This window comes from Kitasatospora sp. NPDC029367, assembly GCF_055569135.1.
Genome location: NZ_JBVHYH010000024.1, coordinates 9,668 through 21,032, shown reverse-complemented (window position 1 = coordinate 21,032; position 11,365 = coordinate 9,668). Strand labels below are relative to the sequence as shown.

The following is an 11,365-nucleotide window of genomic DNA, read 5'->3' as shown; positions in this document are numbered from 1 at the left end:
AGGGGGACACCCGGACCCCCCCCCCCCCCCCCCCCCCCCCCCCGGCTCCGGGGGCGCCCCGCCCAGCCCCGATTCATCCCCACGGGTGAATCCGATCGCCGCCCGTCACCGTTGAGCCCCAAGGCCATCACCCAGTGTGACCAAAGTGGCCCCGGTTCCCGCCGCACTAGGCCAGAAGTGCCTGATTGATCACACCTGGGTACCCCGGAGGCGGTTCCCGACGCGGCGTCGATAGGATGCTGGCGGCCGGTGGACCGTACCCGGCCGGGCTGACCGACACCGAAGCCGGCCGAGCCCCCAATCGCTTCCGGAGGGTTTTTCCGTGCCGGCTGGAACGCTGTACCGCGGCCGGGAAGGCATGTGGAGCTGGGTGGCTCATCGAGTCACCGGCGTCCTCATCTTCTTCTTCCTGTTCGCCCACGTCCTGGACACCGCCCTCGTGCGAGTGTCGCCGGAGTCCTACGACACCGTCATTCAGACGTACAAGACTCCGCTCGTGAACCTGATGGAGTACGGCCTGGTGGCCGCCATCCTGTTCCACGCGCTCAACGGCCTGCGCGTCGTCGCGGTGGACTTCTGGTCCAAGGGCCCGAAGTACCAGAAGCAGATGCTGTGGACCGTCGTCGGGGTCTGGGTCGTCCTGATGGCCGGCTCCTTCTACGGCATCCTGCAGCACACGCTGATCTCCTGGTTCGGGAAGTGAGCTGACTGATGTCCACGGACTACTCCGACGCGATCGTCGTCCCCTCCAAGCAGGCGCACACCGGCAAGGGCATCGGCACCGGCAACCCCGCCGACGCCTTCGTCATCGAGCCGCCGCGCAAGCGGACCGGGAAGACCCCGCGCCGCACCCGCACCAACTTCGAGATGCTGGCCTGGCTCTTCATGCGCCTGTCCGGTGTCGTCCTGGTCGTGCTGATCCTCGGCCACCTGCTGATCATGCTGATCCTGGACGGTGGCGTCTCCAAGATCGGGTTCGCCTTCGTCGCCGGTCGCTGGGCCTCGCCGTTCTGGCAGGGCTGGGACCTCCTGATGCTCTGGCTCGCCATGCTGCACGGCGCCAACGGCATGCGTCAGGTCATCAACGACTACGCCGAGAAGGACTCGACCCGGCTCTGGCTCAAGGGGCTCATGGGTACCGCCACGGTCTTCACCGTGCTGCTCGGCACCCTGGTGATCTTCACCTTCGACCCCAACATCTGAGCCGCGAGCACCATCGACCATCGGCAGAGGCCAGAGGCGAGTTAACCCCCCATGCAGATTCACCAGTACGACACCGTCATCGTCGGCGCCGGCGGCGCCGGCATGCGCGCGGCCATCGAGTCGACGCAGCGCAGCCGCACCGCGGTCCTGACCAAGCTCTACCCGACCCGGTCCCACACCGGCGCGGCCCAGGGCGGCATGTGCGCCGCCCTGGCCAACGTCGAGGAGGACAACTGGGAGTGGCACACCTTCGACACGGTCAAGGGCGGTGACTACCTGGTCGACCAGGACGCCGCCGAGATCATGTGCAAGGAGGCCATCGACGCCGTCCTCGACCTGGAGAAGATGGGCCTGCCCTTCTCCCGCACCGAGCAGGGCCGGATCGACCAGCGCCGCTTCGGCGGCCACTCCCGCAACCACGGCGAGGCCCCGGTCCGCCGCTCGTGCTACGCGGCCGACCGCACCGGCCACATGATCCTCCAGACGCTGTTCCAGAACTGCGTCAAGCACGGCGTCGAGTTCTTCAACGAGTACTACGTCCTCGACCTGCTGCTCAACGAGGGCAAGACGGCCGGTGTCGTCGCCTACGAGCTGGCCACCGGCGAGATCCACGTCTTCCAGGCCAAGTCGGTCGTGTTCGCCTCCGGCGGCACCGGCAAGTTCTTCAAGGTCTCCTCCAACGCCCACACCCTCACCGGTGACGGCCAGGCCGTGGCCTACCGCCGCGGCCTCCCGCTGGAGGACATGGAGTTCTTCCAGTTCCACCCGACGGGCATCTGGCGGATGGGCATCCTGCTCACCGAGGGCGCCCGCGGCGAGGGCGGCATCCTGCGCAACAAGGACGGCGAGCGCTTCATGGAGCGCTACGCCCCCGTCATGAAGGACCTCGCGTCCCGTGACGTCTGCTCCCGCGCGATCTACACCGAGATCCGCGAAGGCCGCGGCTGCGGTCCGGACGGCGACCACGTCTACCTGGACCTGACCCACCTGCCGCCGGAGCAGCTGGACGCCAAGCTCCCGGACATCACCGAGTTCGCGCGCACCTACCTCGGCATCGAGCCCTACACGGACCCGATCCCGATCCAGCCCACCGCGCACTACGCCATGGGCGGCATCCCGACCAACGTCGAGGGTGAGGTCCTGCGCAACAACACCGACGTCGTCCCGGGCCTGTACGCGGCCGGCGAGGTCGCCTGCGTGTCCGTGCACGGCGCCAACCGCCTCGGCACCAACTCGCTGCTGGACATCAACGTGTTCGGCCGTCGCGCGGGCATCGCCGCCGCCGACTACGCCAACGCGAACGAGTTCGTCCCGCTCCCGGACGACCCGGAGGCGCTGGTCCAGGGCATGGTCGACCGGCTCCGCGAGTCCACCGGCACCGAGTCCGTGGCGCAGATCCGCAAGGAGCTGCAGGAGACCATGGACGCCAACGCGATGGTCTACCGCACCGGCGCCACCCTCAAGCAGGCCGTCGAGGACATCGCCGCCCTGCGGGAGCGCTACAAGCACGTCTCCATCCAGGACAAGGGCTTCCGCTACAACACGGACCTCCTGGAGGCCATCGAGCTGGGCAACCTGCTCGACCTGGCCGAGGTGCTGGCCGTCTCCGCGCTGGCCCGTGAGGAGTCCCGCGGCGGCCACTACCGCGAGGACTTCCCGACCCGTGACGACGTGAAGTTCATGCAGCACACCATGGCGTACCAGGAGGTCGCCGCCGACGGCAGCACCTCCATCCGCCTCGACTACAAGCCGGTCGTCACGACCCGCTACCAGCCGATGGAGCGTAAGTACTGATGAGCACTCCGACTGTGGAGCACTCGGCCGCTCTGGACGCGGTCGAGGCCGGTGGCGTACAGCTGATCACCGTCACCTTCCGGATCCGCCGGTTCAACCCGGAGGAGCACCCGGACCCGGTGTGGGTCGACTACCAGCTGACCATGGACCCGAAGGAGCGCGTCCTGGACGCGCTCAACAAGATCAAGTGGGAGCAGGACGGCACCCTCACCTACCGCCGTTCCTGCGCGCACGGCATCTGCGGCTCCGACGCCATGCGGATCAACGGCCGCAACCGGCTGGCGTGCAAGACCCTGATCAAGGACGTCAACCCGGAGAAGCCGATCACGATCGAGGCCATCAAGGGCCTGACGGTCCTCAAGGACCTGGTCGTGGACATGGACCCGTTCTTCCAGGCGTACAAGGACGTCATGCCGTTCCTCATCACCAAGGGGAACGACCCGACCCGCGAGCGCCTGCAGTCCGCCGAGGACCGCGAGCGCTTCGACGACACCACCAAGTGCATCCTGTGCGCCGCGTGCACGTCGTCCTGCCCGGTGTTCTGGAACGACGGCCAGTACTTCGGCCCGGCCGCCATCGTCAACGCGCACCGCTTCATCTTCGACTCGCGCGACGAGGGTGCCGAGCAGCGCCTGGAGATCCTCAACGACCGTGAGGGCGTGTGGCGCTGCCGCACCACCTTCAACTGCTCCGAGGCCTGCCCGCGTGGCATCGAGGTCACCAAGGCGATCCAGGAAGTGAAGCGGGCGCTGGTCACCCGCCGCTTCTGACCCCCGCCTGAGCAACGACGGAGGCCCCCGTCCGATCCTTCGATCGGGCGGGGGCCTCCGTCGTTGCCAGGTGGCGGCAACGGGGAGTTCAGTCCGTGGCCGGGGTGCGGCGGGTGGCGCGGAGGCCGCGGAGGCCGATGGTGCCGACGGCGATGCCGAGGAGGAAGGAGGTGACGGCGAGGAGCAGGTGGACCCAGAAGAAGGCGGTGGGCTGGGAGTGGTCGCCGTTCACGAAGGCCTGGTTGCCGGAGTCCTTCCAGAGGTTCTTGACGAAGGTGGTCCAGATGATCATCGACCAGACGCCGAAGGCGGTCAGGAACCAGGAGGTGCGGCGGCTGAGCTTCATGGGGTGGTCCTCGGCGGGGATGCGGTGGCTGCGGGGTGCCTCCCCAGTATGCGCGGGCCGCCGATCGGCGTAGGGCGGGCCCCTCCTGCGGAGGAGCCGTCCGGTGTGGCGGACGTCCCGGCTCCGCAGTGGGTACGGTCAGCTGGTGCCCACACCCCGTCACACCTTCGCGCAGTTGTGCGCCGCGGTCACCGCGGCCCTCCCGGTCCTGCTCGCCGCGCCCGCGGCGGTCGCGGCTCCGCAGGCGCCGCCCCCGTCGACCGCGATCGGCGGTGAGCGGCTGGGGCTGCCCGGGGTCCAGGTCGATCCGCTGGCGGGGGCGCCGGCGCTGCCGACGGACCTCACCGGCCAGTCCTGGATAGTCTCCGACGCCACGTCGGGGGACGTGCTGGCGGCCTACAACCCGCACCTGAGGCTGCCCCCGGCGAGCACCTTGAAGATCCTCTTCGCGGACACCGTGCTGCCCAAGTTCGACCGCAACGCGGTGCACCGGGTCGCCGACGAGGAGATCCAGAACATCGGCCCCGGCAGCAGCCTGGTCGGCATCAAGGAGAACCTGGACTACCGGGTCGAGGACCTGTGGCGCGGGGTGTTCCTGAGCTCGGGCAACGACGCCGTGCACGTCCTGGCGCACATGAACGGCGGCATCCAGCCGACCGTCAACGAGATGCAGGCCAGGGCCGAGGCCCTCCAGGCGCGGGACACCAAGGTGATCTCCCCGGACGGCTACGACATGGACGGCCAGCTGTCCTCGGCCTACGACCTGTCGCTGTTCGCCCGGTCCGGCCTGCGCAACCCGGACTTCCGCGGGTACTGCGCGACCCGGGACGCGATGTTCCCCGGCGCCGTCGACCGGAACACCGGCCAGCGCGGCAGCTTCGGGATCGCCAACACCGACCGGCTGCTGGGCAAGTACCCCGGGCTGATCGGGGTGAAGAACGGCACCACCACCAACGCCGGTTCGACCTTCGTCGGCGCGGCCGAGCGCAACGGCCGGACGCTGCTGGTGACGGTGATGCACCCGGCCAGCTACCAGAAGGTGTACGACGAGACGGCCGAGCTGCTGGACTGGGGCTTCGCCGCGGCGGGCAAGGTCCGGCCGGTCGGCCGGCTGGTCGACGAGCAGCAGGCCGGCCGCGAGGAGCCGACCGGTCAGGCGGGCGGCGCCGCCGGTGCCCCCGCCCCGCCGCCGCACCCCTCCCCCACCGGGGACCGGCCCGCCGCCGGGGCGGCCGGGGACGGCGGGCTCGGCGCGGGCGGCTGGGCGGCCGTGCTGGTCGGGGCCGTGGCGGCGGCGGGCGCCGTGCTGGCCGTCCGGCGCCGGGTGGCGGGCCGCGCCGGGGACTGAGCCGTGGTCCGACGCCCCGGCCCCGGCCTCAGGTGCGGGGCCGGGGCGTCGCCGTGGGCGTGGTGTCCTCCGCCTCGGCCTCGTCGGCCGCGGCCAGCAGCGCCCGGCCGTGCTCCCTGGTCCGCTCCCGGGCCGCCACCGGGTCGGCGGTGGCCGTCCAGGCCACGCAGTACATCAGCAGCCGGCTGACGAAGTTGATCCACAGCAGCAGCGCCACCGGGGTGGCGAAGGCCCCGTACAGGCTCCGCCCGGCGACCGAGCCGAGGTAGGAGGAGAGCAGCAGTTTCAGCAGTTCGAAGCCGACCGCGCCGATCAGGGCGCCGGTCAGCAGGTCGCGGCGGCGCTGGTCGGTGATCCCGGGGAAGGGCGCCAGCAGGTAGGCGAAGAGCAGCATGTCGCACGCTATGGCGATCAGGATGCCGACCCCGGTCAGCAGGTAGCCGCTGCCCAGGCCGATCGCGTCGGCGATCCGGCCGGCGAGCGTGGTGCCGGCGGCGGAGGCCCCCAGCGAGAACAGCGACACCAGGCCGAGGCCGGCCAGCACCAGGACGTCCCAGGCCTTGCGCAGCACCGGGTTGCCGTCCTCCTCGGGCAGCTGCCAGAGGTCTCTGATCGAGGTGCGCATGGTGTCCACCCAGCCGAGGCCGGAGACCAGCAGCAGGGCGCCGCTGACCAGTCCGAGGGTGCCCGCGTTCGCCACCAGGGACGGCAGGTTGAGCGAGTCCGACAGGCCCGGCAGCTGGTCGGAGATGCGGTGCTGGAGGTCGTCCACCTGACTGCCGTTCAGGGTGGCGACGGCGATCGCCAGGCCGACCGTGAGCAGGGGGAACAGGGCGAGGAAGCCGAAGAAGGTGACGGCTCCGGCCAGCCGGTTGCCACGGGCGGCGGAGAAGTACTCGTACACCCGGTAGGGGCGGCTGCGCAGCACCCGGGCCACGAGCGGGCCCAGGACCGGAAGGCGGGTCAGGAAGTCCACCCGACCGGTTATACCGGCCCGTCCCCCGAACGGCCGTCAGGCGCGGGCCGGTGCAACGGATCCGGCCAGGCGGTGCAGCGGATCCGGCCAGGCCGGTGCCGCGGCTCCGGGCCGGTGCCGATCAGCTGTTGACGAGCCGGCGGGCCTTCGCCAGGGCGCGGACGGCCTGGTAGGCGGCGTACCGCCCGTGGCCGAGCAGTTCGGTGCGCACGCCGTCCACGCCGGGCGGCGGGCGGTAGCCGGCCGGGCGCAGCCGGGCGCAGTGCGCGGCGGCGCGGCGGAAGTACTCGCGGCGGTCGCCGGGCGGGATCCGACCGGGCTTGGCGACCACGGTGTTGAGGTGGTTGAGCATCTTGCCGAAGACCACCGGGCGCCACCGGTCCAGGTCGGGGCGGCGGTCCAGGAAGGCGAAGACCAGGTCGTACTGGGCGAAGACGTCGAAGTGCTTGCGGCTGGCGGTGGCCAGGATGTTGCCGCCCTCCTGGCGCTGGCGGTAGTGCACGCCGACCCGGTCGAGCAGGGTGATGCCGCCGGCGGCGAGCAGCGCCGGGTACGTCCAGGGGGTGTCCTCGTAGTAGCCGGCCGGGAACTCCAGCCGCTGCTCGGTGATGAACCCGCGGCGGTAGGCCTTGTTCCAGACGACCTGGAGCAGGTCGAGCAGGTCGGGGCGGGTGGCGAGGTCGAAGACGTCCGGCGATTCGGCGCCGAAGACGTGGCCGGCGGCGGCGCGGGTGATCCGGCCGTCGGCGTAGGTGCGGGCGTAGTCGTAGACCAGGACGTCCGGGTCGCCGGTGGCGGCGAGGCGGTCCTCGACGGCGGCCAGCAGGCCGGGGGTGAGGGTGTCGTCGCTGTCGAGGAAGAGCACGTAGTCGCCGGTGGCGACCTCCAGGCCGGCGTTGCGGGCCCGGCCGAGTCCGACGTTCTCCGGCAGGTGCAGCACCCGGACCCGGGGGTCGGCGGCGGCGGCCTCGTCCAGCATCGCGCCGCAGCCGTCCGGCGAGCGGTCGTCCACCGCGATCAGTTCGAAGTCCGGCCCGCTCTGGCCGAGGACCGATTCGAGGCACTCGGCGAGGTAGTCCTGGACCTGGTACACGGGGACGATGACGCTGAAGCGGGGCACGGGGGCCAGCGTAGTGGGCCGGAGGGGGTCCGGGCCCCGGAGGTAGGATCAGTGGGCACGTACGCACCGATCCAAGTGCGGCCAGACCCCCAGCGGGCTGCCACGCTCCTCCCGAGAAAGGCCTGCGTAGCCGATGGCTCCCCGCCTCTCCATCGTCGTTCCGATCTACAACGTCGAGCGTTATCTCGTCGAATGCCTCGACTCGATCGCCGCCCAGACCTTCACGGACTTCGAGTGCGTCATGGTCGACGACGGTTCGAAGGACGGCAGTGCGGCGCTCGCCGAGGCCTACGCGGCGAAGGACTCGCGGTTCCGGCTGGTCCGGCAGGTCAACAAGGGCCTCGGCGCGGCCCGGAACACCGGTATCCGGCACATCGACCCGGACTCCGAGTTCCTGTGCTTCGTGGACAGCGACGACTCGATGCCGCCGAGCGCGTACGAGCTGATGATCAACACGCTGGACGAGACCGGCTCGGACTTCTGCACCGGCAACGTGCTGCGGTTCCGCGCGGTGGGCTACTACCAGTCCGGCGGGCACGCCAAGCCGTTCAAGGACACCCGGCTCAAGACCCACATCACCGAGCTCCCGGCGCTGGTCACCGACCGCACCGCGTGGAACAAGGTGTACCGCCGCTCCTTCTTCGACGCCGCCGGCCTGCTCTACCCCGAGGGCATCCTGTACGAGGACGCGCCGGTCAGCGTGCCGCACCACTACCTCGCCAAGAGCGTGGACGTGCTCTCCGAGCCGATCTACCACTGGCGCGAGCGCGAGGTCGGCGAGATGTCGATCACCCAGATGCGCACCAACCCGAAGGGCCTGATCGACCGGGTCGCCTCGGTCGAGCTGGTCCGCGCCTGGTTGAAGAAGCAGACCGAGCCGCGCTTCGCCGAGTACCTGCGCTCCTACGACGAGAACACCCTCGTCGAGGAGATCCCGATGTTCTTCTGGTCCGTCGTGGACGGCGACAAGGAGTACCGGGACGCCTACGTCCAGAACGTCAGCCGGCTGCTCCGCTCGATCGGCCAGGAGCAGGTCCGCAAGCTGCGCGCGCCGCTGCGGCTCAAGTACCACCTGACCCTGCAGAACCGGGTCGACGAGCTGGTCGAGCAGATCAAGTACGAGGGCGAGAGCGGCGGCGGCGTGCAGGCCCGCGGCCTGCTGCGGCCGTACGCGGACTACCCGTTCCTGCGCGGCGGGCGCAAGAGCGTCCCGGCCGGCGTGCTCAAGCTGGACAACTCGCTGGTCATGCGCAGCCGGCTGTACAGCACCGCCTGGGTGGGCGGGAAGCTGGAGCTGACCGGGCACGCCTACCCGGAGCAGCTGGGCGCGGCGAACAAGCACGACATGGTGCGCACCCTGGTGCTGCGCGAGGCCAAGGGCCGCCGGGCGATCGCGGTGCCGATGAAGACCCAGTACAGCCCCGAGGCCACCGCGAGCTGCAACCACGACCTGTACAACTGCGACTGGTCCGGCTTCACCGTCGCCCTCGACCCGAAGAAGCTCAAGCACCGCGGCCAGTGGAAGGACGGCCACTGGCGCGTCCTGGTGGCCGGCGCGGGCAAGGGCGGGGTCTACAAGGGCCGGATCTCGGCCGGCTGGAGCGACAGCGCCGCGTCGATCCCGCAGCACTGGGTCGAGCCGGACGTGCGGATCGTGCCGTGGATCCGGGACGGCTTCGTCTACCTCCAGGTGGAGACCGTCAAGGCCCGGGTGACCGGCCTGGCCGCGCACGACGGCCGGATCGAGGTCTCCGGCGCGGCCCGCTCCGGGGCGAGCTTCGCCGGTGCCCGGCTGCGGCTCACCCACCTCGAGTCGGACCGCGAGCTGACCTTCCCGGTGGAGCTGGGCACCCCGGTCGGCACCCTGCAGCCGTTCACCTCCTCGGTCGAGGTGGCCGAGCTGACCGCCGTCCGCGAGGCCTGGGCCGAGCTGGACCCGGTGGCCGACGAGCGCGTCCGCGACCGCTGGAACAGCGCGCTGCTGCTGGCCGACGGCAGCGTGCTGCCGCTGGTCTGGGACGACCGCAACGCCCCCGAGCAGCTGCACGTCCCGCTGGACCCGCAGGCGCCGGTCGAGCTGCGCCGGGCGATCTACACCAAGCCCTCCCCGAGCGGCCACTTCCAGCTCTCCGACCAGCTGCTGCAGCCGATCGTGGACGAGGTGTCGGCGCGCGGCGCCGACGGCTTCCTGCTGAGCGGCTCGTTCCCGCAGCCCGGCACGCACCGCTGGGAGCTGGTGGTCCGCCACCACTGGCGCGAGGAGGAGCACGTCTACCCGGTGGAGATCTCGGACGGCCGGTTCCGCACCGCGCTGCCCGCCGTGCCGACCGCCACCTTCGCCGGCCGGGTGCCGCTCGCCCAGGGCACCTGGAACGTCTTCTTCCGTCCGGTCGGCGTGCCGGCCTCGGCCCTGCCGGACAGCCACGCGCAGATCTCCCCGGACTGCTTCGGCACCCTGCCGGTGGAGGTGGAGTCCCGCGGCAAGCGGATCGCGCTGGAGCGCCGCTACCACGACGGCCTGTCGCTGGAGTCGTACTCGGCGCTGCTGCCCGAGGAGCGCTCCGGCTTCCGCCAGCGCCGGCTGCGCACCACCGACTACCCGGCCGCCCGCCGCCTGCCGGTGCGCGACACCGTGCTCTACAACGCCGGGCACGGCAGCGCCTACGCCGACTCCCCGCGGGCGATCCACGAGGAGCTGGTCCGCCGCGGCCTGCCGCTGGAGCACCTCTGGGGCAGCGACGACATGCAGACCGAGCTGCCGCGCACCGCGCAGGCGATCCGGCTGTGGAGCCCGGAGTGGTTCGAGGCGCTGGCGACCGCCAAGTACATCGTCACCAGCACCCACCTGCCCGACTTCTTCGTCCGCCGCCCCGGCCAGGTGGTCGTGCAGACCCGGATGGGCAGCCCGCTCAAGCAGGTCGGCTTCGACTTCGAGAAGGTCTGGTTCACCGACTCGAACTACCTCAAGGGCCTGAGCCGCGAGGTGCCGAACTGGAGCCTGCTGGTGGCCGGCAACAGCTGGTCCGCCCCGGTGCTGCGGCGCGCCTTCGACTACCAGGGCGAGATCCTGGAGAGCGGGGCGCCCCGGAACGACCTGCTGTTCGCGGCCGACCGGGAGAAGACCGCCGAGCAGGTCCGCGAGCGGCTCGGCCTGCCCGAGGGCAAGAAGGTCGTGCTGTACGCGCCGACCTGGCGCGAGGACCGGCGCCGGCCGAACGGCGGCTACCAGATCGACCTGCGGATCGACCTGGAGGCGGCCAAGGCCGCGCTGGGCGACGACCAGGTGCTGCTGGTGCGCCGGCACAACATGATGTGCGGCCAGATCCCGGGCGCCGGCAACGGCTACATCTGGGACGTCGGCAGCTACCCCGACATGGCTGAGCTGCTGCTGATCGCCGACGTCCTGGTCACCGACTACTCGTCGAGCATCTTCGACTTCGCCACCACCGGGAAGCCGATGCTGTTCTTCACCCACGACCTGGAGCACTACCGCGACAACCTGCGCGGTTTCAGCCTGAACTTCGAGGCCGAGGCCCCGGGCCCGCTGCTGGCCACCTCCGAGGCGCTGGTCGACGCGCTCGGCCGGGTGGACGCGGTGGCGGCCGAGTACGCGGACAAGGCGGCCGCGTTCCGCGAGGCGTACTGCGACCTGGACGACGGCAAGGCCTCCGGCCGGGTGGTCGACGCGATGCTCCGCAAGGAGTAGCCGCCGAAGACGGCATCGGGGGGGGGGGGGGGGGGGGGGGGGGGGGGGGGGACGGGGGGGGGGGGGGGGCGGGGGGGGGGGGGGGGACTTCCCCCCCCCCTT

The 11,365-nt window shown here is 71.1% G+C and carries 9 protein-coding genes; 6 read left to right on the top strand and 3 right to left on the bottom strand.

What is annotated here, in order from left to right; all coding sequences use genetic code 11:
• The first annotated feature begins 322 nt into the window (after positions 1-322).
• Genes sdhC through ACZ4W5_RS15740 form a run of 4 tightly spaced genes read left to right on the top strand, consistent with a single transcriptional unit; the run spans position 323 to position 3,767 of the window.
• Positions 323-703 (top strand): succinate dehydrogenase, cytochrome b556 subunit, encoded by a 381-nt coding sequence (gene sdhC, locus ACZ4W5_RS15755; RefSeq protein ID WP_033332398.1) that lies wholly within the window; start codon positions 323-325, stop codon positions 701-703.
• A gap of 8 nt (positions 704-711) precedes the next feature.
• Positions 712-1,203 carry a succinate dehydrogenase, hydrophobic membrane anchor protein gene (gene sdhD / locus ACZ4W5_RS15750; RefSeq protein ID WP_360238085.1) on the top strand — a complete coding sequence of 164 codons (492 nt, stop codon included), beginning with the start codon at positions 712-714 and terminating at the stop codon, positions 1,201-1,203.
• Positions 1,204-1,254: 51 nt separating this feature from the next.
• On the top strand, positions 1,255-2,997 hold the full coding sequence (sdhA, locus tag ACZ4W5_RS15745; RefSeq protein WP_360238087.1) for a succinate dehydrogenase flavoprotein subunit: 1,743 nt from the start codon (positions 1,255-1,257) through the stop codon (positions 2,995-2,997).
• Positions 2,997-3,767, top strand: a complete 771-nt coding sequence (locus ACZ4W5_RS15740) for a succinate dehydrogenase iron-sulfur subunit (protein WP_360238089.1) — start codon at positions 2,997-2,999, stop codon at positions 3,765-3,767. The genes sdhA and ACZ4W5_RS15740 overlap by 1 nt, the downstream gene beginning before the upstream one ends.
• An 88-nt stretch (positions 3,768-3,855) precedes the next feature.
• Here ACZ4W5_RS15740 and ACZ4W5_RS15735 read toward each other — a convergent pair whose 3' ends face one another.
• The gene (locus tag ACZ4W5_RS15735; RefSeq protein WP_465654981.1) at positions 3,856-4,113 is read right to left on the bottom strand and encodes an SCO4848 family membrane protein; all 258 of its coding nucleotides are present in this window, start codon (positions 4,111-4,113) and stop codon (positions 3,856-3,858) included.
• A 145-nt stretch (positions 4,114-4,258) separates the two neighbouring features.
• Between ACZ4W5_RS15735 and ACZ4W5_RS15730 the strand changes: the two genes are divergently transcribed.
• Positions 4,259-5,461 (top strand): D-alanyl-D-alanine carboxypeptidase family protein, encoded by a 1,203-nt coding sequence (locus tag ACZ4W5_RS15730; protein WP_360238093.1) that lies wholly within the window; start codon positions 4,259-4,261, stop codon positions 5,459-5,461.
• Between the two features lie 28 nt (positions 5,462-5,489).
• On the opposite strand, the gene ACZ4W5_RS15725 is transcribed toward ACZ4W5_RS15730, so the two are convergent.
• The gene (locus ACZ4W5_RS15725; protein ID WP_360238095.1) at positions 5,490-6,437 is read right to left on the bottom strand and encodes a YihY/virulence factor BrkB family protein; all 948 of its coding nucleotides are present in this window, start codon (positions 6,435-6,437) and stop codon (positions 5,490-5,492) included.
• A 121-nt stretch (positions 6,438-6,558) separates the two neighbouring features.
• The gene (locus ACZ4W5_RS15720) at positions 6,559-7,557 is read right to left on the bottom strand and encodes a glycosyltransferase family 2 protein (RefSeq protein WP_465654979.1); all 999 of its coding nucleotides are present in this window, start codon (positions 7,555-7,557) and stop codon (positions 6,559-6,561) included.
• Positions 7,558-7,690: 133 nt separating this feature from the next.
• Between ACZ4W5_RS15720 and ACZ4W5_RS15715 the strand changes: the two genes are divergently transcribed.
• Positions 7,691-11,263 carry a bifunctional glycosyltransferase/CDP-glycerol:glycerophosphate glycerophosphotransferase gene (locus ACZ4W5_RS15715; RefSeq protein ID WP_360238097.1) on the top strand — a complete coding sequence of 1,191 codons (3,573 nt, stop codon included), beginning with the start codon at positions 7,691-7,693 and terminating at the stop codon, positions 11,261-11,263.
• The last annotated feature ends 102 nt before the right edge of the window (positions 11,264-11,365 follow it).

Coding starts and splice junctions, on each gene's coding strand:
- ACZ4W5_RS15735 (WP_465654981.1), bottom strand. CDS start 4,113: ATGAAGCTCAGCCGCCGCACCTCCTGGTTCCTGACCGCCTTCGGCGTC.
- sdhA (WP_360238087.1), top strand. CDS start 1,255: ATGCAGATTCACCAGTACGACACCGTCATCGTCGGCGCCGGCGGCGCC.
- ACZ4W5_RS15715 (WP_360238097.1), top strand. CDS start 7,691: ATGGCTCCCCGCCTCTCCATCGTCGTTCCGATCTACAACGTCGAGCGT.
- sdhD (WP_360238085.1), top strand. CDS start 712: ATGTCCACGGACTACTCCGACGCGATCGTCGTCCCCTCCAAGCAGGCG.
- ACZ4W5_RS15740 (WP_360238089.1), top strand. CDS start 2,997: ATGAGCACTCCGACTGTGGAGCACTCGGCCGCTCTGGACGCGGTCGAG.